The 22,991-nt window shown below is 60.3% G+C and carries 19 protein-coding genes; 11 read left to right on the top strand and 8 right to left on the bottom strand.

Annotated features, from left to right (window positions below; translation table 11 throughout):
* The 3 genes from AB870_RS11355 to pdxR form a co-directional block, all read right to left on the bottom strand.
* The gene (locus AB870_RS11355) at positions 1-2,718 is read right to left on the bottom strand and encodes a penicillin acylase family protein (RefSeq protein ID WP_084663584.1); all 2,718 of its coding nucleotides are present in this window, start codon (positions 2,716-2,718) and stop codon (positions 1-3) included.
* A gap of 97 nt (positions 2,719-2,815) precedes the next feature.
* The gene (epsC, locus tag AB870_RS11360; protein ID WP_047909120.1) at positions 2,816-3,754 is read right to left on the bottom strand and encodes a serine O-acetyltransferase EpsC; all 939 of its coding nucleotides are present in this window, start codon (positions 3,752-3,754) and stop codon (positions 2,816-2,818) included.
* 189 nt (positions 3,755-3,943) lie between these two features.
* Positions 3,944-5,380 carry a MocR-like pyridoxine biosynthesis transcription factor PdxR gene (gene pdxR / locus AB870_RS11365; RefSeq protein WP_047908071.1) on the bottom strand — a complete coding sequence of 479 codons (1,437 nt, stop codon included), beginning with the start codon at positions 5,378-5,380 and terminating at the stop codon, positions 3,944-3,946.
* A 129-nt stretch (positions 5,381-5,509) separates the two neighbouring features.
* On the opposite strand from pdxR, the gene AB870_RS11370 reads away from it, so the two are divergent.
* The 5 genes from AB870_RS11370 (at position 5,510) to AB870_RS11385 (ending at position 10,010) form a co-directional block, all read left to right on the top strand.
* Complete coding sequence (locus AB870_RS11370; RefSeq protein WP_047908072.1) at positions 5,510-5,941, top strand: carboxymuconolactone decarboxylase family protein; 432 nt, start codon at positions 5,510-5,512, stop codon at positions 5,939-5,941.
* A gap of 256 nt (positions 5,942-6,197) precedes the next feature.
* Positions 6,198-7,130 carry a D-alanine--D-alanine ligase family protein gene (locus AB870_RS25585; protein ID WP_157112298.1) on the top strand — a complete coding sequence of 311 codons (933 nt, stop codon included), beginning with the start codon at positions 6,198-6,200 and terminating at the stop codon, positions 7,128-7,130.
* Positions 7,130-8,308: an MFS transporter gene (locus AB870_RS25590; RefSeq protein WP_084663588.1), complete on the top strand. Its 1,179-nt coding sequence runs from the start codon at positions 7,130-7,132 to the stop codon at positions 8,306-8,308. The genes AB870_RS25585 and AB870_RS25590 overlap by 1 nt, the downstream gene beginning before the upstream one ends.
* Positions 8,305-8,928 carry a C39 family peptidase gene (locus AB870_RS25595; protein ID WP_084663589.1) on the top strand — a complete coding sequence of 208 codons (624 nt, stop codon included), beginning with the start codon at positions 8,305-8,307 and terminating at the stop codon, positions 8,926-8,928. Before AB870_RS25590 ends, AB870_RS25595 begins: the two co-directional genes overlap by 4 nt.
* A 53-nt stretch (positions 8,929-8,981) precedes the next feature.
* Positions 8,982-10,010, top strand: coding sequence for a threonine ammonia-lyase (locus tag AB870_RS11385; protein ID WP_084663591.1), 1,029 nt, complete (start codon positions 8,982-8,984; stop codon positions 10,008-10,010).
* 76 nt (positions 10,011-10,086) lie between these two features.
* Here the strand turns inward: AB870_RS11385 and AB870_RS11390 are convergent, their stop codons facing one another.
* Complete coding sequence (locus tag AB870_RS11390; RefSeq protein ID WP_047908075.1) at positions 10,087-11,028, bottom strand: LysR substrate-binding domain-containing protein; 942 nt, start codon at positions 11,026-11,028, stop codon at positions 10,087-10,089.
* 254 nt (positions 11,029-11,282) lie between these two features.
* Between AB870_RS11390 and AB870_RS11395 the strand changes: the two genes are divergently transcribed.
* From AB870_RS11395 to AB870_RS11405, 3 genes are read left to right on the top strand one after another with little or no spacing between them, the layout of a single operon-like run.
* Positions 11,283-12,674 carry a 2-hydroxycarboxylate transporter family protein gene (locus AB870_RS11395; RefSeq protein WP_084663593.1) on the top strand — a complete coding sequence of 464 codons (1,392 nt, stop codon included), beginning with the start codon at positions 11,283-11,285 and terminating at the stop codon, positions 12,672-12,674.
* Between the two features lie 53 nt (positions 12,675-12,727).
* Positions 12,728-13,915, top strand: a complete 1,188-nt coding sequence (locus AB870_RS11400; protein WP_047908077.1) for a CaiB/BaiF CoA transferase family protein — start codon at positions 12,728-12,730, stop codon at positions 13,913-13,915.
* Positions 13,916-13,918: 3 nt separating this feature from the next.
* Positions 13,919-14,755: an HpcH/HpaI aldolase/citrate lyase family protein gene (locus AB870_RS11405; RefSeq protein WP_047908078.1), complete on the top strand. Its 837-nt coding sequence runs from the start codon at positions 13,919-13,921 to the stop codon at positions 14,753-14,755.
* 66 nt (positions 14,756-14,821) lie between these two features.
* Here the strand turns inward: AB870_RS11405 and AB870_RS11410 are convergent, their stop codons facing one another.
* Together AB870_RS11410 and AB870_RS27410 are read right to left on the bottom strand one after the other, a co-directional pair.
* Positions 14,822-15,214, bottom strand: a complete 393-nt coding sequence (locus AB870_RS11410; protein ID WP_047908079.1) for a carboxymuconolactone decarboxylase family protein — start codon at positions 15,212-15,214, stop codon at positions 14,822-14,824.
* Positions 15,211-16,815, bottom strand: coding sequence for a methyl-accepting chemotaxis protein (locus tag AB870_RS27410; RefSeq protein ID WP_071386868.1), 1,605 nt, complete (start codon positions 16,813-16,815; stop codon positions 15,211-15,213). Before AB870_RS27410 ends, AB870_RS11410 begins: the two co-directional genes overlap by 4 nt.
* Positions 16,816-17,303: 488 nt before the next feature.
* Here AB870_RS27410 and AB870_RS11420 point away from each other — a divergent pair, with 488 nt between their 5' ends.
* Positions 17,304-18,569 (top strand): phosphatidylserine decarboxylase family protein, encoded by a 1,266-nt coding sequence (locus AB870_RS11420; protein WP_047908080.1) that lies wholly within the window; start codon positions 17,304-17,306, stop codon positions 18,567-18,569.
* 292 nt (positions 18,570-18,861) lie between these two features.
* Here AB870_RS11420 and AB870_RS11425 read toward each other — a convergent pair whose 3' ends face one another.
* The gene (locus AB870_RS11425; RefSeq protein ID WP_047908081.1) at positions 18,862-19,752 is read right to left on the bottom strand and encodes a LysR substrate-binding domain-containing protein; all 891 of its coding nucleotides are present in this window, start codon (positions 19,750-19,752) and stop codon (positions 18,862-18,864) included.
* 101 nt (positions 19,753-19,853) lie between these two features.
* Here AB870_RS11425 and AB870_RS11430 point away from each other — a divergent pair, with 101 nt between their 5' ends.
* Positions 19,854-21,155 carry an aspartate aminotransferase family protein gene (locus tag AB870_RS11430; RefSeq protein WP_047908082.1) on the top strand — a complete coding sequence of 434 codons (1,302 nt, stop codon included), beginning with the start codon at positions 19,854-19,856 and terminating at the stop codon, positions 21,153-21,155.
* 133 nt (positions 21,156-21,288) lie between these two features.
* On the opposite strand, the gene AB870_RS11435 is transcribed toward AB870_RS11430, so the two are convergent.
* Positions 21,289-22,194, bottom strand: a complete 906-nt coding sequence (locus tag AB870_RS11435) for an alpha/beta hydrolase (protein WP_047909123.1) — start codon at positions 22,192-22,194, stop codon at positions 21,289-21,291.
* A gap of 210 nt (positions 22,195-22,404) precedes the next feature.
* On the opposite strand from AB870_RS11435, the gene AB870_RS11440 reads away from it, so the two are divergent.
* The gene (locus tag AB870_RS11440; protein WP_047909124.1) at positions 22,405-22,812 is read left to right on the top strand and encodes a hypothetical protein; all 408 of its coding nucleotides are present in this window, start codon (positions 22,405-22,407) and stop codon (positions 22,810-22,812) included.
* Positions 22,813-22,991: the final 179 nt, after the last annotated feature.

The following is a 22,991-nucleotide window of genomic DNA, read 5'->3' on the forward strand; positions in this document are numbered from 1 at the left end:
TTACTCTGCGCCGGACAGCGGTTCGATGTGCAGACGCTCCACCGACTTCGTCGTGCGGCTGACGTCCGCCGGGTCATGCCACAACGGCTTGCGGCCGAACGTCGTGTACATCTCCAACTGGTCGGCGTAATGGGCAGATCGAGTGCCGTCCGGTGCGATGAATCCGCTTTGCCCCGGCGCGACGACGTCGTATGCGGCCACCTTCGCGGCACTTCCCTTGGGACCGAACACGATCAGATCGTTCTCCGTTCCCCGGTTCATGTAGACCGGCGTGCGCACCGCTTCGTCGGCATTGGCCTGCGGCACGCCGAAGAAGTTGTTCGCGCGAAACGTCAGCGCAACGGTCGGCGCGCGCCATGCGGACATGTCAGGCCCGAGTTTGTCTTTCAGCGCCGCCACCGCGTCGTCGAGCGCGGCGAGAATCACCTCGTCCCGACGCTTGCCGCCGAAGATATCGAAGGTCTGCGGCACGCCCGATTTGTCGCCCCGCAAGGCTTCGTACAGCACCTTGCTGCCATTGCCGATATTCAGCGAGCCGGTCGGACCGTCCTGGGGAGCGGCATAACCGCTCGCCAGGAACCACTTGTCGTACGGCGCGGGCACCACCTGGCCCAACGTGCGTCGCAGCATCGCGCTCAGCCAGGCGTCCATGATGGCCGGTCCCGCCGTGTCGTAGTGACCGGTATGCTGCGCGTCGTAACTCAACCCGCTCCACGCGTTCAGTTGCATGGCGAGTTGACGGCGGGCGTCGGTCGCGGGCAGCCCGGCCGTCGCACGTTCGATGAACGGCAGGAAGTGCGTGCGGTTGACGTCCACCGCACTGGTGTCCTTGAGAATCTGCCACATCTCGTCGACGCCAAGCCTGTCGTGCGCCTCTATTCGCCTGTCGATCTCGACGACGCGATCCGCTCCGCCCCACACGAACGCGAACAGATCGCTTGCCGGATAGCCCTTTTGCGGGGAATTGTTCCAGTTGGCGATCCAGCCCTGCTTCGGGTTGTAGACCTTCGGGTTGGTCGAGAACGGCAGCAATCCCTTCCAGTCCCACTCGCCCGTGCCGGGTACGGGAAGGCGGGGATCGTGCCCCGGCCGGCGCGCCGGATAGGCGCCGGTATGAACGTAGCCGATATTCCCGGATACGTCGGCGTAGTACCAGTTGATCGTCAACGCGTGGCGTGCCGCCTGCGCCGTCCATGACTTCCAGTCCTGCGCCTGCGCCTGATGCGTCCACGCGAGCAGCGATTGCACTTCGAGGCCGTCCCATGCGCGCGCCTTCGCGTAGGCGACGGACCGTTTGGCGTCGCGCTGCATGACGATGCCATGCACGGTGCGGTACACCTCCTGCACGACCGGCTCGGCCCCCTTCACGCGAATGATCTCGACACGCTTTTCCATGTCGTGCCACCGACCGTTGTGGAAATAACGGTTCGGATTGGTCGCATCGAGCTTCTCGGCATAGATGTCGATGTCGTCACCGAAACCGGCCGTCGACCCCCACGAGACCTTGCCGTTGTGGCCGAACAGAATGCAGGGATACCCGAACGGCGTATTGCCAACGAGATCGAAGCCCGCGCCGTGCAGACCGATACCGTACGTGTATGCAGGCGCGAACCAGCCGAACTGCGGGCCGTTGAGCATGATGGCACGTGCATCGCGCGCCTTGTTCCGGCCAACGATCCACATATTGCTCGTCGTCGGGAAACCGGCGAGACCGGGCTGCCCCGACTCGGCGAATTGCGCGAGCATCGTCGCGGCGTTGGTCTCGGCGTCCTGACCGAGCAGCCCACCGTCGCTGCCCCGCGCGAGGCGCGCAAATGTGGGCGCCGGGCCGTCGTAACGGGCGAGGGGCTGCATCGGTGCGCCGGACGCCTGACCGACCTTCACCGGATAGACACCCTCGGGTGCGGGGATCGTCGACGGTGCATCCGGATTGACGATCCACTTCAGTTCGTTGAACAGCGCCATGCCCTTCTGTTCGCCGTACTTGTCCCTGAGCGCTGTCACGAGGGCCAGATTGTCGATTTCACTCGTGGCATCGGAGAAGCGATTGGCCATCGTGCCAACGAACACCATTGCCACGTCAAAGGCATCCCATCGGGTCGGCTGGAAGCCGAGATCGATGAATTGCTTCGGCATGCGCTTGTCCGGCTGCGCGCGAATCTGGGCGATCCAGGCGTTCATGCCGGCGGCGTAACCGTCGAGAATATCCCGCTCGCGTCGGGGCAGGTCGGCCAGCTGGCGGCGAATCGATGCAGGCCAGTAGTTGCCGCGAATCGACTTGTCGAAGTCGACGAACTTCTGGCCAAGCACTTCCGCCACGGTGCCCTGCGTGCTGCGGCGCGCCATCTCCATCTGAAACAGGCGATCCTGCGCGATGGCGTAGCCGTAACCGTAGAACAGCGCGTAAGTCGTGGCCGCGTAGACGTGCGGCACACCGAACTCGTCACGCTTGATGGTCACATCGGCACGCCCGGGGACCTTGCCGGGGGACGCAGCACCCGATGCAACGGATGCGCCCGATGCAGCTGTTACCGTCGATGTATTCGATGCCCCAACACCGGGAACGGCCAGGGCCGCGGCCGGTGCCGCCAACGCGAGACCGAGCAGCGATGCCGCGACACCTGCCGAAAGCCGGCGGCTGCGAGGATGTCCGCGGCGCGAGCCGGCGCTACCGAGCGTTACATCAACCGAAACAGGCGAGCGAAAAGTCAGTGCCATCAATGTCTCCGTAATTGTTATGAGAAGCGCATTGAAGCCTAACACATCGAAAACCGACCGGTCGGTTAATTATTCCAAAGATAACGGCGATGGTGCCCTATCGGTCGTTGTCGCAACCTGAGACCGGCGGTGAGCCGGCTTCGGTACGCGAACGGGCCTGCGTGATGTTGCTGAACGGCGGCACGTCCTGCGTAAGCCACACGTTACCGCCGATGACGGAGCCCTCACCGATCGTGACGCGGCCGAGAATGGTCGCTCCGGCATAGATGACGACGTTGTCTTCGACGATAGGGTGACGAGCGAGCCCTTTGCGCGGATTGCCGTCGTCGTCGGCCGGAAAGCGCTTCGCGCCGAGCGTGACGGCCTGATAAACGCGCACGCGCTGACCGAGAATGGCGGTCTCGCCGATGACCACGCCCGTTCCGTGGTCGATGAAGAACCCCGCGCCGATCTGGGCACCCGGGTGAATGTCGATGCCCGTCTCGGAATGCGCCTGTTCGGCAATGATGCGGGCGAGCAGTGGCAGTTCGAGACGATACAGCTCATGCGCAATCCGGTGATGGATCATGGCGTGGATGCCGGGATAGCAGATGAGGACCTCGTCGACACTGCCCGCGGCTGGATCGCCCTGATAGGCCGCGAGCACGTCCTGATCGAGCAGATCGCGAATTTGCGGCAGCTTGGTGGCGAATTGCTGGATCGCCGAATGAGCGCGTTCCTCGATCAGGGTGGCCGTGATGCCAGTATCGTGGCGCGCCTTGTAGCGCCATTCGAGGCGGGCTTGTTCTGCCAACCCGTTGAGCGCGCTCGTGAGCGTATGGCCCACGTAGTAATTCTCGCCTTGCTGGTGGAGGTCGAGCGGGCCGAGGCGCATCGGGAACAGCGCGCCCTTGAGTTGCACCACGATCTCGGCCAGTCGCTCGCGCGAGGGCAGATCGCGCCCGCCCGGTTCGAGCAAGCGGCGCTGGCCGTCACGCCAACGCAAACGGGCGGCATGCAATGAAGAAACGATGTCGTCGATGTCGAATGCTGCCACGGGGGGAACTCCTGAAAAGCATTGAATGCCGGCGAGTCTGTCGTCGCCGGCGGCACGGAAATTGGGACGCGCATGCGTCGCTTCACGAAGCATAGCGGGTTTCGAAGGCACCTGTCCTGACGTGGTCTTGTCGGCTCGACGGTGACGCGTGGGCCCGAACGGTGACCTGAGCCGGTGTTTGGGCGGGTCCTAAAGCGAGTCGATGGCCGCCTTCAACCGTTGGCTCAACGCTATCGCCGTCGCCGTGTCCGCGATGTTGGTGAATCCCATGAGCAGTCCTAAGCGCAGCGGCTTGTCGGCGTACCAGCGACTGAGTGCATGCACGGCCAATCCCTGTGTGCGAGCGGCGTCCGAGATGCGCACGTCGCCTTGTCGCGCGGCGGCACCGCCGAGGTAGGCCAGCGTCTGAATGCCGCCGGCTTGCGGCTGGACATATAGCTCCTCGCCGAACACTTGCGCGAGGGCGTCCACGAGAAACCGGCGCCGCTCGGCATACAGCGCGCGCATCTTGCGCAGATGCCGGGCGAAATGGCCCTGCTCCATGAACTCGGCGACCGTGGTTTGTACAGGCACACTGCCCGGCCCGCCCAGTAGATCGGCCGCGGCGGCGAAGCGATCGATGTGCGCCTCGGGAACCACCAGGTACGCCAGCCGAAGCCCCGGAAACAGCACTTTGCTGAACGTCCCCGTGTAGAGCACACGGTCATCGCGATCGAGACTTTTCAATGCCGGCAAGGGGCGTCCGTGGTAGCGGAACTCACTGTCATAGTCATCTTCCACGATCCACGATTGTTGCTGGCTGGCCCACTCCAGCAGCGCGAGCCGGCGAGGTAACGACAGGGTGGTGCCCATCGGACTCTGGTGCGTTGGCGTTACCACGGCGAAGCGGGCACTGGGGGCGCGCCGGACGCCGGCATTCACGTCAAGCCCCTCCTCGTCGACGGGAATCGGGGCAAGGCGCATGCCGATGCTCGTCAGGAAATGTCGCGCATAAGGATATCCCGGGTCTTCGAACCACCCTTCGGCCCCCGGTTCGATCAACGTGCGGCACACCAGGTCGAGCGCCGCGCGATAACCTGACGTGACGAACACCTGCTGTGCCGTGCAGGCGATGCCGCGCGAGATGCCGAGATACGTCGCAATGGCGTGGCGCAGCGGCATGAATCCCGCCGGTTCCGGATAGGACATCGAAGCGGGATCCATCGCCCGCAGGCTTTTACCCGCCAGACGCGCCCAGGTTTTGCGCGGAAACGCGTCCAGCGCCGGCATTCCGAGCTGGAACGGACGCGGCACACCGGCTGCGGCGAAGGAATCCCGATGGACGGGGGGCTGAGGCGCGGGTGCGGCGGTCGGCAGCGCGCTCCCGCCAAGCGGCTCCAGATGCGGCGACACGAACGTTCCGGCCGCACCGCGCGCAATGAAGTAACCTTCGCTCGTGAGCATCTGATAAGCCAGTTCGACGGTGCCGCGCGCGAGGTTCAGTTCACTGGCGAGACTGCGTACGGACGGGACCCGATCGCCCGCCCCGAGTTTTCCGGTGGCGATTGCGTCGCGGTAGCGGCGGTATAGCTGGAAGTAGAGCGGCGCGCCGTCGCCGGGACCGGGCTTCAGATAGGGATGGTCCATTCGGAATGTCCTATTGATTTCGTCAATTCTTGCATCTGATCACTGGGACATGATTCTCGTAAATTGGTGACGTTGCGACAAGCCCCCGCCATTCGCACATTGCGTCACTAACTTTCCTGGAGAAATTTGATGAGTACGCTTCGTTTATCTTATTGGACGCTGTCCAACGAGGCCTATCAGGGATTCACTGCGACGAAGAAGGCCTTGGAAAAGAGCAGTCTCGGCAAGCCGCTGGTGGAATTGGTGTATCTGCGCGTGTCGCAGATCAATGGCTGCGCGTTCTGTCTCGAGATGCATGCGAAAGCGCTGCGTGCGGGCGGCATGCCTGATCACAAGATCGACAGTCTGGCCGGCTGGCGCGTGAGTTCGCATTACAGCGCCCGCGAACGCGCGGCCCTGGAGTGGACGGAGTCGGTCGTCGCCATCGATCGCACGCACGCCCCGGACGAAGACTTCGAGCCGCTGCGAGAACATTTCTCCGACGCCGAAATCGCCGACCTCACCTTCGCTATCGCGTTGATGAGCGCATTCAACCGGCTCGCGATTGGGATGCGGCAATAAGAATCAAAGAGATAGGCCGGACATCCTGACCAAGATGGAGCCCGGCATTTCGCAGAAAAGGTGTCGCGACTTTATTCCGTACGATTCGCATTCCGTTCCCGCACCAATCGTTCAACGCTTTCTGCGTTAATAGCCGAAACTCAGAAAATTCCCATCCGGGAAATGACAAGCCAAACGTCATTGTCTGCTCTAATAGCGGCAAAGTGCCCCCCTTGCTTTTCACCCGGCGAAGCATTTGCCGAAGGTGGGGATAATCATGCAACTGGCTATTGTGACAGGAGGCTACGGCCCCGAGAGAGCAGGCTCAATTCTTTCCGGGAGACATGTGCATGAGGCGTGCATATCTTTAGGAATCGATGCGCGGGTCTACGACGCCGCTCACCTTGACTTCAGGGAAATAGCGACTGCTGAACGGCTATTTCTCACAACACATGGATGGTTTGGTGAAGATGGAAAACTGCAAGGCATGCTCGACATGCTGCGCATTCCGTATTCTGGGTCTGGTGTGGCGGCAAGTGCGGCGGCCTACTTTAAACCATTTGCCAATGCAATCGCACAAAACGCCGGTTTACGAGTACCGAAAACACATCTCCTTGACCTAAGCACCAGAGACGCGTTTAGTTCACCCCAATTAATACAAGAGTGCGGTCCGGTAATTTTCGTAAAACCGGCTTCCAATGGGTGTAGTCAAGGCGCAAAAATTCTTCGTTGTGTTAATGAAATCGACGAATGGATGGAGGTTGCGGGGAACGATGATTTCCCAATTTTTCTCGCCGCCCAATACATCCACGGAAAGGACCTCAGCGTTGGAATTGTCGAAATCGAGCGTCAACCGGTGGTGCTACCACTACTCGAGACAAAACATGATGACCAGTTTTACAGCTACGAAGTGAAAAGTGGAAAGTCACCCCACCTCCACATTTGCCCCGCCGAAGTTAGCGATTCAGTCGAAATAGAAATAAAAAACCAGGCCTTAGCCATTTACCAAGAATTGGGATGCAGAGGATTTGCTCGCGTCGATTTCATTTTATCAAATGAAAAACCATGGTTTCTTGAGGTAAACACCATCCCCGGACTTTCGAGAAATGGAAATCTTTCTCAAATGGGCGCCGCATTTGGCTGGACCTACGAGGATATGATCTTCCATTTAATATCCACGATCGACGATTCATTTAAATACAAGCCGTAATGAAGAATCTCAACTCGATCTTTCCAACCGCGATATCAAGCTTTCTCACAGAAGGCCTCTATCGAACTTCGATTCCGATAGCCGCGACCTCTCTCAGCGAAGATGCTTCGTCGGTTGGAATTTCCATTGCGATATCAAAATTTCCATGGATATTTGTTTCAATTATCGCTGGATTCGCTATAGATCGATATTCTCCGTTTTCCGTTATTCGCGCAGGGGCGCTAATTCGATTTTTCGGACTACTCATACTTTCCATTTTTTTGCTGCTTGGGGAATTAACATTTAGCAGATTCCTCATTATCTCATTTTTTATGAGCACATGCGATGTCGCGATAGAATTGTCGACTCAAGCCTCCATCCCTGCCTCCTATTCATCAAGCGAAATACCAAGAGCAAATGCAAAAATATACCAGACTCAAATGCTGTTTTCCCAACTTCTTGCCCCGACGATAGCGGGAATATTGCTTGCGAGCGGACTGAATCTTTTTTATATATCCGTAACAATAATTCAATTATTTGTGATTTTTTTCGCTTATCGATGCCCCCCAAGAAATTTGCAAAATTTTCCGTCAAGATCGATGGACGGCAAAAGATTTTCCAATTCATCTCGCGATCCGACGCTTCGCGGCATGTTCGTCGTTAGCGCACTCATGATGGCATCTTACGGCGTATGGAGTTCTTCATTCGCTCTGTATGCACTTAAGATAAACGACGGTTTAGAAGCCAACACCATGGAATATGGAATTATGATGGCATTCATTGCTATCGGCGCATTGATAGGATCCGAATTGATTTCGCGCCACAGACTCCATGCAAGAGGATTTATTCTTATTTGCCTATCATCGATTTGCATATTTTTATTACCAATTTCCTGTATTTTTTCAAAAAATAAAATATTAATCATTATAATGATATTCATTTACGGAATTTCGCTGAGCGCGTGGAACATTGTCGCCGTGAGCTACAGACAAAAGTTCATACCCCATCACATCTTCGGTCGAATTAATGGAGTGTACCGAACCGTTTCGTGGGGATTTATGCCAATCGGCGCTCTTGTGGGCGCAGGCATCGTCGAGAAATTTGACTATCAGGCGGCATTCGGTATTTCGGCATTGATCTCAATATTTCAAATATTTGCTTTACCTCTTATGAAAAACATCCAGAGGCAGTATCAATGATCAACGAATATCGGCACGTCAATGTTCCGTACAGATCACAATGGAGCAGCGAAAACCTGAATGAAGCAATAATAATCGGTGCACTCGACCCTTGCGCAGATCCGGCATGGAAGAACTCCGGCTTTGAAAACGAAAACGAGTACAAATTTTGGAGCCGAAGAATATGTGGAATTGCCTGCCTAGAATCAATACTCGATTACAAAAAAATACCGCACGAAAATAGAAGAAAAATGCTCCAAGATGCGATCGATCTTGGGGTCTACAAATTACTAAAAGATAAATCCGTTAAAGGTTTAATTTACAAACCATTTTGTGATTGGATTTTTGATAGATATGAAATAAAATCAAATATATATGAAAACACGTCAATTCGCGAATTGACATCAATAATTTTCAATTATCCGATGATAATTTCATCTGTCAGCACAGAAATAAGATCGCCAGATTCTCCAAATATGAGAAAAGGTGGACATTTAATATTAATACACGGAATTGAACAAGATAACGTCTACTTCCATAATCCATCTGGCATCCCACCATACCAGAGAGACGCCAAACTACAAATTGCGGAATTTGATAGGTTTCATGCCAATCGAGGAATTATCGTTGATGTAAATTAATTTTGATATAAATTTAATAAAAATACGGGGCTCGCGAATGGAGAAAATCCAGCATGCAAACAAACTATCGATCAGAGGCTCAGAAGAAATTTTCGGGAAAACACTTTAAAGATTATGCGGAAAAAAAATTTGAAACAATATTCAGAAGAATATCGCCCTTCATCCAATCAACCCCGATTCTTAAATCCGAGAAGCTCAATGAATTTCTGAAATGCAACCTGCTGATAAAAGCCGAATGCCTTCAAAGGACAGGGTCGTTCAAGATACGGGGCGCCCTGAACAAGATATTGCTATCCGCGCACGAAGCTAGCCCGAAGCATCTCGTCACCTGGTCATCTGGAAATCACGGCACAGCTTTAGCAGAGGTTGCTCGTATGTTGAAGATTCCCGCAACTGTTGTGGTTCCGCCATGGATTCCCAGCGAGAAGATCCACAACATTCTTAGCCGTGGGGCTGACGTGCTTTCTGCAGCTGATGGCCAAGACATTGCCAAACTGGGGCACGAGATCGCCCGTGATCTTGGTGCCTTGGTTATTCCTGCGTATGACGACATCGCCGTTATCGAAGGACAGGCCACTGTCACTCGGGAAATGCTTTCGCAATTTTCAGCGTTGCAGCCAGGCATGACGCCTGACGCATTCCTCTACCCCTGTGGCGGAGGCAGTCTCATCGCAGGCGCCGCGTTAGCAACCGTCGACCTCGACATTCCGATTATCGGTGTCGAACCCGAAGCCGCGGCCGATATTAAGATCTCGCTCTCGAAGAACCGAATCTGCAAAGACCCTAAAGCTAGAGCAACGATATGTGACGCCCTTCGAAACCCCCGTCCCGGGAAAGTCACGTTCGAACTCATGAAGAATGCAGTTAGTGATATCTTGCTTGTCGACGACAAGAGGGTCCAAACCGCGATGGGAATGCTCTTCGAACACCTTAAGCTTGTGGCAGAACCCGGCGGCGCCATTGCGGTCGCCGCGGTCGTCGCAAACCCACACAAGTTTGAAGGGAAGAATATTGTTGCGGTCGTTTCGGGCGGCAATGTTTCCCCTGATACGTTCGTTAGCGCGCTACGAATGAAGGCGTAGGCATTCGTCTTGATTAACTATGCCCGGTGTCCATCAAGGGTGAGCCCCATCAAAGTTGGATGGATGCCGGCTCTGCTCAACGCAGCGTAATCCCCTTCCAATGTCCTTCCGTCTGGAGTTCGCGAATCAGGCCGGCAATGCACTCGCGCACCGCGACGGTGGCGGAGCCCACAGGCAGCGAGTTGGACCAGCAGATGCTGGCCGGCCGTTGCAAATGCGGTCCAACGATGCGACGTGACGGCGGCCGCAAAGCCGGGTCGCGAGATGCCAGCGCCGAGACCGGCAAGATCGAACAGGCGTCGCCCGTACGTGCAATATCGATCAGCGTTGGCAGCGAATCGATGTCGGCGACAATGTTCAACTCCACATTCGCCTGCGCAAAACTTCGCTCGATGAGCAAACGCAACCCGTTCGTCGCACTCGGCGCCACGATCGGCACATTCGCCAGCGCTGTCAGCGCGCAGGTCTCGTCATCAGCGTCCGCATAAATCGCCGCGCATACGCGGTGACCACCCAATACATATAGCGCCTCGTCGAACAGCGGCATGACCGAGATGCCCCGCGTCTCCGAATCGCGAAAAAGCATCGCCAGGTCCAGCCGCCCGTTGGCCAGCAACTCGCCAATGTACCCGCTCATGCTTTCGAAGATTTGCAGACGAATGCCCGGGTACTGCTCGCGCACCCGTGTGAAGAGCGGCACCGCGAGAATCGACGCAATGGTCGTCGGAAAGCCTACGGCGACCGGCCCGGCTTCGCTGCCGCCGCCCTCGCGCACCTCCTGTCGAATTTGCTCCATCTGACGCAACACCACCCGCGCGTGACGATACAACGCCTTGCCAGCGTCGGTCGGCGTCACGCCCTGCGCGCTACGAACCAGTAACTGCGTTTGCAGTTCGTCCTCAAGCCCACGCAGTTGCGCACTCAGCGACGGCTGCGCAATGTGCAGGCGCTCTGCCGCCTTGGAAAGGCTGCCGCTATCCACGATGGCTACGAAATTTCGGAGTTGTCTGACGTCCATGACGTAAAAGGCCACCGTGAGCTACGCGCCGCATCGATTGGCAGAAACGAAAAGCCATAGCGTAGCGCTATATAAGACGGCGCGAAACTCGGCCGTTTTGCCGATTTGGTCAGACTTCCCCACGGTTCCCGTATGTCGAGAACCTGAGACCATAGGTTGTTTCTATACCCGCATTCAAAATCGGTATTTCCTCCCCGACCGTCCGCGCGCCTATAGTCCCGTCAACAAACCCATTCCAATACGGAGACAGCAGGATGCGAGACGGACTTTCTGCCACCGCCGCTCACGGCGGCCGCGGCACGGCTTCACCCGCAGTGCAACACCACCCGCTTCGCGATCTGTGGTGGCGAATCATGGACCTGCGCGTCGGCATCGTGCCGCTGCCGGTGCATCTGGTACTCATCGCCGCCATCGTCACAACGATCCTCACAACGGGCAAACTCTCTGCCGAGCTCTCCCCGATCATCGCCCTGCTCGCCGTGTGCAGCTTCACCTGCATGGAAATCGGTCAGCGTATTCCGGTCTTCCGCAGTATCGGCGGGCCGGTGATTCTGGTGACGTTCCTGCCGTCCTGGCTCGTCTTCTCGAATCTGCTGCCGCCGTCGGTCGTCACGCCCATTGTCGCGTTCTGGAAGCAAAGCAACTTCCTGTACCTGTTTATTCCCGGCATCATCGTCGGCAGCATTCTCAGCATGGACCGCAAGGTGCTGATCGGCGGCTTCGTGCGTATTTTCGTGCCGCTCGCCGTCGGTTCGGTGCTCGCGGGCATCGTCGGCACCGCGGTTGGCACGATGCTCGGCATGGGGCTGTTCCATACCGTGTTCTTCGTCGTTATTCCGGTGATGTCCGGCGGCCTCGGCGAAGGCGTGATCCCGCTGACCATCGGTTACTCCGAAGTGATGCATCAGAGCGCAGGCGACTTGCTCGCGCAGGCACTGCCCGCCGTGATGCTGGGCAACGTCTGCGCCATCGTCTTCTCCGGTGTGCTCAATGCCGTGGGCAAGCGTTATCCGGCGCTCACCGGCAACGGCCAGCTCATGCGCACCGGCACGCACGACATTGGCGACCATCGCGCGGATGCACACGAAGCGCACGACGCTCTGCCCGCAAAAGCCGTCGACGCCACCGACATCGCAGCCGCGGGCATGATCGCCGTATGCCTGTACTTCGTCGGCATGCTCGCCCAGAACACCATCGGCCTGCCCGGCCCGGTGATGATGTTGGTGCTGGCCGTTGCGGCAAAGATCGGCTTCATCTTCTCGCCAAAGCTCGAAGCGGGTGCCGGCGTCGTCTACAAGTTCTTTGCGACGGCCGTGACTTATCCGCTGCTGTTTGCCATCGGCGTGGTGATTACACCGTGGCAGAAGGTCGTCGCCTCGTTCAACGTGCCGACGCTCGTCACTATCGTTGCCACCGTTATCACGCTCATGGCAACGGCCTTCATCGTTGCGCGCCGCATGAACATGCATCCCATCGATGCGGCCATCGTCGTGGGCACGCACAGCGGCATGGGCGGCACCGGCGACGTCGCCATCCTCACCGCGGCCAATCGCATGCGACTCATGCCGTTCGCGCAAATTGCCACCCGCATCGGCGGCGCCATCACGATCACGCTGAGCCTCATTGTGCTTGCCAAGATCGTCTGATCCGGCGAACGCCGCCCGCTCAACCCGTACTTTGTATTTCGGAGATTTCTGTCATGAGGCCCCTGGACGGCATCAAGGTCGTTGCGCTCGAACACGCCATTGCGGCACCGTTCTGCACCCGTCAACTGGCCGATCTCGGCGCACGCGTCATCAAGATCGAGCGCCCCGGCGCGGGCGACTTTGCACGGGCTTACGACGCCCGTGTCAACGGCATGTCGTCGCACTTCGTGTGGACGAACCGCTCCAAGGAAAGCCTCACGCTCGATCTGAAGCAAACGGCGGCGCAGTCCGTCCTTCATGACCTGCTGGCCGATGCCGACGTGCTCGTCCAGAACCTGGCCCCGGGCGCGGCAGACCGGCTCGGCCTGAGCTACGACGCGCTCTCGGCACGCTACCCGCGCATTATCGTATGCGGCATTTCCGGCTACGGCCCCGACGGTCCGTACCGCGACAAGAAGGCCTACGACCTGCTCATTCAGAGCGAGTCGGGATTCCTGTCGGTCACGGGCTCGCCCGAGGCGTCCGCCAAGGCCGGCTGCTCCATCGCCGACATCGCTGCCGGCATGTACGCTTACACGAACATCCTCTCGGCGCTGATTCAGCGTGGCAAGACCGGCAAAGGCTCGCGCATCGACATCTCGATGCTCGAATGCATGGTCGAATGGATGGGCTTCCCGCTGTACTACGCCGTGGACGGCCAGATGCCGCCGCCGCGCGCCGGTGCCGCACACGCGACGATCTTCCCGTATGGTCCGTTCGAGACGGGCGACGGCAAAACGGTGATGCTCGGCCTACAGAACGAACGCGAGTGGAAGACGTTTTGCGAGAAGGTACTGGAACAGCCCTTGCTCGCCGAAGATGCGCGCTTCGCGTCCAACCCGAAGCGTCTGGAGAACCGCGACGCCCTGCGCGCCATCATTCGCGACGTCTTCATGCAGCTCAGCGCACCGCAGCTGGTCGGCCGTCTCGATGCGGTCGGTATCGCCAACGCGAATCTCAACGACATGCACGCCGTCTGGCAGCATGCGCAGCTCGCCGCACGTGGGCGATGGGCCGAAGTCGCAACCCCAAGCGGCAGCATCCGAGCCCCGATTCCCCCGGGTATGCCGAGCGCTGGCCCGGATTTCACGCCCCGCATGGATCCAATCCCGGCCTTGGGCGAACACACCGACGTCATCCTCGCCGAACTGGGGCGCTCCCCGGCACAGATCGAAGCGCTGCATGCAGCGCAAGCGGTGTAAGCCATGCAGACGTTGCCCATCGTTCACAGCTGGCTCTTCGTGCCCGGCAATCGGCCGGAGCGCTTCGACAAGGCATGCGCTTGTGGTGCGCACGCCGTGATTCTGGATCTCGAGGACGCCGTGCCGCCCGCCGAAAAGCACACGGCGCGCGAGCACGTTCTCGCGTGGATCCGGGCGCGTGCCGAAGCCACGTCCGTGACCGGGCGCGTGCCGGTCTACGTGCGAATCAACGCCGTATCGACCGAGTGGTTCGAGGAGGACCTCGCCGCACTTTCGTGTCTGCCGGGGCTCGACGGCCTCATCGTCCCGAAGACGGAAGACGCGGCCACGCTCGACAAGGCCGCCCGGGGCGCGACGCCTTCATTGCGTCTTGTCCCGCTAATCGAGACGGCAAAGGCGTTTGCGGCGCTGCGCGAGATCGCCTCGGCACCCCGCGTGGAGCGGCTCATGTTCGGCACCATCGACTTCCAGCTCGATATCGGCATCGAGGGCGACGGGGACGAATTGCTGTATTTCCGCTCGCAACTGACGCTGGTATCGCGCATCGCGGGCATCGCTGCGCCAGTCGACGGCGTGACGACGGCACTCGACGATGCGGCGCTCGTCGAAGCGTCGGCGCGTCGCGCACGTGCCCTCGGCTTTCGCGGAAAGCTCTGCATCCATCCCCGCCAGATAGCGCCGGTGCACGCCGCCTTCGCCTGGCGCGGCGATGAGATCGAATGGGCAACGCGCGTGATTGCGGCGGCCAGCGCCAGCGGCGGAGCTGCCGTGGCGCTCGACGGCAAGATGATCGATGCGCCGGTGATCGCCAAGGCAAATGAGATTCTGGCAAGCCGCTGACGTCAGCGCAAAATACCGGGACGTGCGCACGACGAGCCCGCAGGTGTCGCCGGTGCGCCCATCCCGCTATTCGAAAGCCGGATCGACCGGTACGCGATAACCGACGGCGAGCCGGTTGGTTTCGTTGGCCATACCGACGACGGCCAGCAACTCGCCGAACATGTCGTCCGTCATGCCGGCACGACGTGCCGCCGCCGTATGGCTTGCGACACAGTATCCGCAGTTGTTGGTGACGCTCACCGCAACGTAGATCAGCTCCTTGACCAGCGGATCGAGTGCCCCGGCGGACATGATGTCCTTGAGGCTGCCCCAGGTCCGCTCCAGTGTTGGCGGATGCTGCGCAATGTACTTCCAGAAGTTGTTGACGTCGGGCACACCGCGCGTGGCCTTGATGTCGTCGAAAACCGCTTTGACGTCAGGCGAGGCGCACGCGTACTCGACAGGCTTTTGCTGACTCATGGATGGAGGGCGCCGGGCAGGCGTTCGTGGTAAGGAACGTGTAGGTTAATCGATCCGGGTTCGCCGCTCAGACGAAATACGGCAACGGCGGCTTTGAGCGATTCGGCCTGTTCGGCCAGCGACTGCGCCGCTGCCGACGCCTGCTCGACGAGCGCCGCATTCTGCTGCGTGACCTCGTCCATCTGCGTGACCGCGCGCGCGACCTGATCGATGCCCGCCGTCTGCTCTTCCGACGCCGCCGAAATTTCGGCCATGATGTCCGTCACCCGTTGCACGCTGGTCGCAATGGAGTGCATCGCGGCCCCTGCCTCACCGACGATCCGGCTGCCCTGCGCCGAACGCTCCGCCGACGACTCGATCAGCGTCTTGATGTCGCGAGCGGCACTGGCCGAGCGCTGCGCCAGCGTGCGCACCTCGCCCGCCACGACGGCGAAACCTCGTCCCTGCTCGCCCGCACGCGCCGCCTCCACGGCGGCGTTCAGCGCGAGGATATTGGTCTGAAACGCAATCCCGTCGATGAGTGCGATGATGTCGCGGATTTTCGCCGAACCGGCGTCGATGGCGCGCATCGTCTCCGTGACCTCGACCATCGCCGTGTCGCCCGCGCCGGTCTGCTCGCTGGCCTGACGCGCCAACTGGTTAGCCTGTCGCGCATGTTCCATGTTCTGCCGCACGGTGCCCGTCAGTTGCACCATGCTCGCCGCCGTTTCTTCGAGCGACGCGGCCTGCTGCTCGGTACGCGCCGACAGGTCCAGATTGCCCGCCGCAATCTCCCGCGCACTGGCAGAGATGGCCTCTGCGCTTTTGCGCACCCTGGCGACCGTCTCGTCGAGTTGCGCCTTCATCCGGCCAAGCGCCCCCAGCAGACGCCCCATCTCGTCGTTCGACGTCACGGGCACCGGGCGTTGCAGATCGCCCTGGGCAATCTCGTCGAAGTGTTCGAGGACCTCATCGAGCGGACGGGTAATGGCACGGTTCAACGAGCGCGCCGTCAAAATGGCGGCGACGACGGCGAAGACAATGGCGCAAAGCGTCACGGCAAACAGCCGGTCGTACGTCGAGACGGCCGAATCGAAGCTCGATTTGGCCCGTGCGTCATACAGCGCCTTGAGCGCATCGTTGGCATCGACGTAAGACGTGTAGCGCTTGCCAAGCACGGCCGCCTGCGCGTAGTACCCATCGGTCTGTCCCGCGGCAATGCTGTTCTGGAGCAGCGAGAACGCCTCCTTGAGCGCCTGCCGCGCACTCGTGACCTGTGCGGCGAGACGTTGCTCCTCGGCATCGGACGGCAGCGCCAGATAGGCCTGCCACGCTTTCTCCGACTCCGTCCAGTATTCGGTGCCTTTCCTGACGTCGGCCGCCTTGATCTCGTCGCTCGGCGCCTGCGGCGCACGCAATACCACGGCACGCGCGCGGCCGATGTGAACTTCCGATTCACCCAGCCACCGCGTACTCGCCAGCTCCTTGCCGTACACCTCGCGCAAACTGCCGACAGTGTCTCTCAGTCCGAGCAGCGCAAGGCCTCCGATGATGAGCACCAGGCAGGCCAGGCCTGCCACGGCCAGACGCAGCCGCCAACGAATCGTCCAATTTTTCAACATTTGCGCTTTCGCCTTTCTTTCCTGTTCGCCGCCGCCGGTCGCGGGAGCCGCCGTTGGCCGCCGCGCACGAAATACCCGCTTGCGCGACGGCGTTAGCGGCTCCAACGGCGCGAACCCGGAAAACTTGAGACACAGCGCGAATACCGCCGCAGATTCGGCGAATCGACGGTGAAGTCGGCTGATCGACGGGAGACACGGGCCCCCATGCCACACCTTGGTGCGAGATTAGTGTCCCGCGAACGCGTTTCGGCGCTTGCAAGGAGACGCGGCAAGGAGGCGTGGCACGGAAAATCCGCCCACCCCAGCGAAAACTACATCGATTTGTACCAAGTCCATGCGCCGAGCGGCTTGAATCGCGACGTTGCGGGCGATTGCCGACAAGCCACGGGCGATTGCGCGGACCCGAACGCGTGCGCATGAAACTTGCTGTGAGATGTAACGAGAAGGACTTCGGCCCCGCGTTCTGACTCAGGAGGATCTTCGACACCATGACGTCAACCGACCGTTCACCGTCGCAATCCGGTACACCGTCCTCCCGCCGCCGCCTCGGTGCGTGGATCACCGAAAACGAATCGGCCATCGCCGATCTGCGTGCCGAATTCGTGCGACGCGCCCGGCATCGCTCGGTCACCGAACCGCCAAGCCCCGCCGTTGGGCGGCTGAGGGCCTGCATCGTCGACGATCCGGTGCGGCGCATGGACCTCAATCGCGCCATCTCGCAAGCGCTGGACGATGGTCACCGTCTGGGATACGAAGATGTCGACACACTGATTCGGACCATCGATTTCGTGGTCACGACCGCGCCCGCGTTCGACGACAAGAGTCTCATCGTCTGTCCGCTCAACGCCCTGCTCGACTGGCTGATGTGCGTGCCTGCCGGATATGCGTTCTTTCGCGATCCGGAACTCAATCGCTGCATGCGCGACGTACTGGCGCAATGGTGTCAGTTTCTCAGCGGCCCCGAGTCGCGAACCTACCTCAATACACGCGCGCCGGACGGCTGGCTGAGCGCCGCCGCGCGGGAGCGCCTGCGACTTGCCGAATTCGAGGTGGATCTGTCGCAGCCGTTTGGCGGCTTCGATTCATGGAACGCCTTTTTCACCCGGCGATTCAAGCCCGATGCGCGGCCGGTGGCCTCGCCCGGCGACTCGCGTATCGTCGTCAACGCCTGCGAAAGTACGCCCTATCACGTGCGACGCGACGTCCGCATGCGCGATGCCTTCTGGATCAAGTCGCAACCCTATTCGCTGGTCGACATGTTCGGAGGGTCGCACAAGGCGCTGGCCGCGCCGTTTGCGGGCGGATTGGTCTATCAGGCCTATCTGAGCGCCTACGACTATCACCGCTGGCATGCCCCCATCGACGGGACGGTCATCGCGTCGTACCGGCTGCCGGGAACGTATTTTTCGGAAACGGAATACGAGGGCGAGGATCAGGCGGGCCTCAATGACTCGCAGGGCTACCTCACGGCAACGGCCACGCGGGCAGTCGTGGTCATCAAGGCGGACGATCCGGCCATCGGCACGCTCGGGTGCCTGTTCGTCGGCATGGGGGACGTGTCCTCCTGCGTGCTTCAGGTGGAGCGCGAGAGACGGGTCAGGAAAGGCGATCCGCTGGGGTACTTCCAATACGGCGGCTCGACGTATTGCCTGATCTTCGAGCCCGGCGTGGTGGCGTCGTTAAGCGTCGACGAAGCGAGCTTGCCGCAAGACAGGCCGGTTCGGGTGAATGCCGCACTCGCTCGCGTCGGATAAGTCTTACAGCGCGCGCTTGACGGTGCGTGCCGCCCCCGAAATATCCTGCCCGACGCCGTCAACGGTATTGCAGCCGGCCAGAGCAAACAACGAACCGACCACCAGAAGAAACGCCATTAAACGCGCCAACATATCGACCTCAATGCAAAAAAGCTGATTAACTCCGGGTTTCCGGCCATCGATGCCCCCAATGCCTGGAACCCGAATTCTATGAAATGAAGCAACGCGCAATTGTGCTTCAAATTCGTCCGGACGGGAACGCGTGCCGTCGTCCGGTCCGGCAGACCCGGTCTTACATCACGGCCAGCGTCTGCCGAATATGCTCGGCAAACGCCACGCTCAGGTGTCCGGGACGTGCGCGATCGAACTTTACCGTAATCCCCACCGTGGGCAAGGCCGGCAAGGTATCACCTGTAACAATGCGTAAGTCCGCAGGCACCGCCGTCTGGGTCATGACGGCAAAGGCCTGACCGGAGCGCGCGAGCGCGGTCAATCCCGCCAGATTGCTGCTTGCATAAGCGATCCGGTAGGCGCGCCCGGCTTTCGCCAGCGCTTCGCACGCCGCGATATGGTCGAGCGTATCGGGATCGGAGAGCGCCAGCGGCAGCGGCTGACCGGGGGCCGAGAGCATGGCATCGAGCCCGGGGCTGCCGATCCACACCAATGGCTCGCGCCGGATCACATTGGGCTCGTCCACGCCTTCGGGCAACGAAATCAACGCCAGATCGACGGCATGGCGCGACAGCTGCTCAAGCAAACGCGGCGTTGGCTCGCAAATGACCTCGACCGACGCGTGCGGATGCATTACCGCGAACGTTCGCAGCAAATGGGGCAAAAAGGCAGCGGCATAATCGTCGGGACATCCGAACCGGATCGTGCCGTTCAGCCCACGGCCCGACATGTCGGCCATCGCCTCGTCATGCGCGCGCAGAATGCGCTCGGCGTGCGCCAGCAGCCGCTCCCCCGGCCCGGTCAACACCACACCGCGTCCGGTGCGCTCAAGCAGCGGCTGCTCCACGGTCGCTTCCAAACGTTTCATCTGCTGACTCAGCGCCGACTGCGTGCGGGCAAGGCGCTGCGACGCCCGGCTTAACGATCCGGCCTGCGCAATTGCCACGAGCGAACGTAGCAAATCGATTTCCAGAGACGAACTCAAGGTATTAGCCTCGCTTCTATCTTTCATTAGCATTATTCGCTTTCATGAAAGCAGAGGGCTGCTTAGACTGCAAGCGGTAGTTGTCCCACGCGCTTCGCACCCCGCCCGAATCTTTGGAGAGTCCTGCCGTGCTCACGAACCAAGACGCCGATTTCTGGCGTAATGCCCGCCAGCATCTGATCCGCTACGGCGGCACCTTCGAGCCGATGATCGTCGAGCGGGCTCAGGGCAGTTTCGTCTACGACGCGAACGGCCGCGCGATCCTCGACTTCACCTCGGGACAAATGAGTGCGGTGCTCGGGCACAGTCATCCGGATATTGTCTCGGCCGTAACCGAATCCATTGGGAAGCTCGATCATCTGTTCAGCGGCATGCTATCCCGGCCCGTGGTGGACCTCGCGACGCGTCTGGCGGAGATGACCCCCGACGGGCTGGAGCGGGTAATGCTGCTGAGCACGGGCGCCGAGTCGAACGAGGCCGCCATTCGCATGGCCAAGCTCGTAACCGGCAAGTACGAAGTCGTGGGCTTTGCGCAGTCATGGCACGGGATGACGGGCGCAGCCGCATCGGCCACCTACAGCGCGGGACGCAAGGGCGCGGGGCCGGCAGCGGTGGGTTCCTTCGCCATTCCGGCGCCGTTTACCTACCGGCCGCGCTTCGGCCCGCCAGGCCAGTACGACTATCTCGCCGAACTCGACTACGCGTTCGATCTGATCGACCGTCAATCCAGCGGCAATCTGGCAGCTTTCATTGCCGAACCGATTCTCAGCTCCGGCGGCATCATCGAACTGCCGCCAGGCTATCTCGCGGCGCTCAAGCGCAAGTGCGAGGAACGCGGCATGCTGCTGATTCTGGACGAAGCGCAGACCGGCATCGGCCGCACGGGGACGATGTTCGCGTTCGAGCGCGACGGCGTGACGCCGGACATCCTCACGCTCTCGAAGACACTCGGGGCCGGGTTGCCGCTCGCCGCCGTCGTCACTTCGGCACAGATCGAGGAACGCGCGCACGAACGCGGCTATCTGTTCTACACCACGCACGTCTCCGACCCGTTGCCGGCTGCGGTGGGCCTGCGCGTGCTGGACGTCGTCGTGCGCGACAATCTCGTCGCTCGCGCGAACGTACTTGGCGAGCGTCTGCGTAATGGTCTGCTTGGGCTGATGGAGCGTTTCGAGTGCGTGGGTGACGTGCGCGGACGCGGTTTGCTGCTCGGCGTGGAAATCGTCAAGGACCGCCACAGCAAGGCGCCGGCGGACGGCCTCGGTGCGAAGATCACCCGCGAGTGCATGAACCTCGGCCTGAGCATGAACGTCGTGCAGTTGCCGGGCATGGGCGGCGTGTTCCGCATCGCGCCGCCGCTGACCGTGAGCGAAGCGGAAATCGATCTGGGCCTCTCGCTTCTCGGTCAGGCCATCGAACGCTCGCTGTGAACCGTGTGAACGCAACGACTCGCGGTAAGCCCGACGCGGTGAGCAGCAACGGCCCCGCCGCAGCCATTGCCGGTGCATGCGGGGCCGCGTCACGTCCGGCGCATGGCGGGACGTGAACAGACGTTGTTGCTACTCAGTCGTTGCGCTGCGGGCGCTGCACGTCGCGGAAGATGTACTTCAGTGCGTCGGCCAGGGTGCTCGACCACACGGACCATTCGTGCTTGCCGTCGACAATGCGCAGTTCTGCCGGCTGCTTGTTCGCGCGCAACAATTCGTAAAAGCGCGTCGCTTCCATCTCGATGTTGAAATCGTCGTCGTCGCCCGAGTTGATGTACATCGGCACCTTGATGCCCTTCTTCAGGAACTCGTCGAAATACGCCGGATAGTTGTTCTGCTGCCAGACGCGAGCGCTGTACTCGCCGTTGCCGTTCGGCTCGGCGAAGACCTTCACGAACCGTGCCGACGAATCCCTGGGCGGCTCGGGGTTATAGATGGCCGGGCTGAGCAGGGCCGCCGCCTTGAACTTCTCCGGATACTTCAGCGCGTAACTCATGGCGCCGTAGCCCCCCATGGACAGACCACCGATCAGACGGCCGTCGCGCGTCTTGATCGTGCGGTAGGTTTTCTCGACGTGCGGGATCAGCTCGCCGAAGAAGGCCGTCTCCATGCGCTCCTTCAGATCGACGTACCAGTTGGTGTTGGCGTCGGGCATGATGACGATGGCAGGCGGAATGTCGCCGTGGCCGATCAGCTTGTCCATCGTGGACTGCATATGTCCCTTGACGACCCAATCGTTCTTCACGCCGTCGTTGCCATGCAGCAGGTAAAGCACCGGGTAGGTGGTCTTGCCGCTGGTCTCGTAACCGGTCGGCAGATAGACGTTGTAGGTCAACGGGCGCGACAGATGCTTGCTATAGACCTCGCTCGACACCACCTCGCTCGCATGCGCGCTTGCGCCGGCCAGCGCGAGCGCCGTCACCAGCCCTGCGGCGACCGTCGGCACCTTTTGCGCCAGACCCGCACCATATCGACGGAACATTTCGAACACATACCCTCCTGATGAAATCATTGTCTTGTTATCCATAACATCCGCCCTCACTAGGCCACGGGCGAACGGGGAATATTAACATCTGAAATGATTTTTCGGCGTGCCGGGCGTGCCCCATCCGCGCCGTCGCGTTACCATATCGCACACCATCGCATTGCGCCCGACATGGGCGCTCACGGCACGCAACCACCCGAACCTCCCATGCGCGACCTTCCTTACCTCGATTACGCTGCGTTCGTTGCCCATGCCGACGCCGCCGGTGATCCTTCCACCGATTGCCAGTGCACCAGGACGCCGCTCGACGGCTGGGCGAGCCTGCCCAACTCCCTGCCCGATACCCAGCTGGAAGCCGTCGGCACGTTGTTCGATCGACACGATACGCAGGAGCCGACCTTCGCCGAATATCATCCGGACGGCACCTCCTACTGGGCCGCCAATGCGCCGATCGCGCCGCGCTACTTCCCTTACAACCGGGCGAACCTGTGCCGGTGCCGCGACTGCGGCCGCCTTTATCTTCGCTATCAGGAAGGCGGCGGATACTTCGTCGATCAACGTATCCGGCGCGTGAACCGGGCATGGATCGTGGACGCGCCTGCCGAAATTGCATGACGTTCGCCGGCGGCAGTCGAAAATTTGTTGTCTTCCTTTTTCATTCGTTTTCAATTGTTCACGTCTGTGAACGCTTGTATCCGGCGCCGCCCTTTCCGCGGCACAAATCCGACAACAAAAGCTAATAGAAACAATCGCCTACGTCACATTTTCGATCCGCTTCATTTGGTTTGGACCGC

Origin of the sequence: Pandoraea faecigallinarum (genome assembly GCF_001029105.3) — a bacterium.
Lineage (GTDB): Bacteria > Pseudomonadota > Gammaproteobacteria > Burkholderiales > Burkholderiaceae > Pandoraea > Pandoraea faecigallinarum.

Bases quoted from the DNA above. Each gene is read 5' to 3' on its own strand.
- AB870_RS11355 (WP_084663584.1), bottom strand. From the start codon at position 2,718: ATGGCACTGACTTTTCGCTCGCCTGTTTCGGTTGATGTAACGCTCGGT.
- pdxR (WP_047908071.1), bottom strand. From the start codon at position 5,380: ATGGACCATCCCTATCTGAAGCCCGGTCCCGGCGACGGCGCGCCGCTC.
- AB870_RS11370 (WP_047908072.1), top strand. From the start codon at position 5,510: ATGAGTACGCTTCGTTTATCTTATTGGACGCTGTCCAACGAGGCCTAT.
- AB870_RS25585 (WP_157112298.1), top strand. From the start codon at position 6,198: ATGCAACTGGCTATTGTGACAGGAGGCTACGGCCCCGAGAGAGCAGGC.
- AB870_RS25590 (WP_084663588.1), top strand. From the start codon at position 7,130: ATGAAGAATCTCAACTCGATCTTTCCAACCGCGATATCAAGCTTTCTC.
- AB870_RS25595 (WP_084663589.1), top strand. From the start codon at position 8,305: ATGATCAACGAATATCGGCACGTCAATGTTCCGTACAGATCACAATGG.
- AB870_RS11385 (WP_084663591.1), top strand. From the start codon at position 8,982: ATGCAAACAAACTATCGATCAGAGGCTCAGAAGAAATTTTCGGGAAAA.
- AB870_RS11390 (WP_047908075.1), bottom strand. From the start codon at position 11,028: ATGGACGTCAGACAACTCCGAAATTTCGTAGCCATCGTGGATAGCGGC.
- AB870_RS11395 (WP_084663593.1), top strand. From the start codon at position 11,283: ATGCGAGACGGACTTTCTGCCACCGCCGCTCACGGCGGCCGCGGCACG.
- AB870_RS11400 (WP_047908077.1), top strand. From the start codon at position 12,728: ATGAGGCCCCTGGACGGCATCAAGGTCGTTGCGCTCGAACACGCCATT.
- AB870_RS11405 (WP_047908078.1), top strand. From the start codon at position 13,919: ATGCAGACGTTGCCCATCGTTCACAGCTGGCTCTTCGTGCCCGGCAAT.
- AB870_RS11410 (WP_047908079.1), bottom strand. From the start codon at position 15,214: ATGAGTCAGCAAAAGCCTGTCGAGTACGCGTGCGCCTCGCCTGACGTC.
- AB870_RS27410 (WP_071386868.1), bottom strand. From the start codon at position 16,815: ATGTTGAAAAATTGGACGATTCGTTGGCGGCTGCGTCTGGCCGTGGCA.
- AB870_RS11420 (WP_047908080.1), top strand. From the start codon at position 17,304: ATGACGTCAACCGACCGTTCACCGTCGCAATCCGGTACACCGTCCTCC.
- AB870_RS11425 (WP_047908081.1), bottom strand. From the start codon at position 19,752: ATGAAAGATAGAAGCGAGGCTAATACCTTGAGTTCGTCTCTGGAAATC.
- AB870_RS11435 (WP_047909123.1), bottom strand. From the start codon at position 22,194: ATGTTCCGTCGATATGGTGCGGGTCTGGCGCAAAAGGTGCCGACGGTC.
- AB870_RS11440 (WP_047909124.1), top strand. From the start codon at position 22,405: ATGCGCGACCTTCCTTACCTCGATTACGCTGCGTTCGTTGCCCATGCC.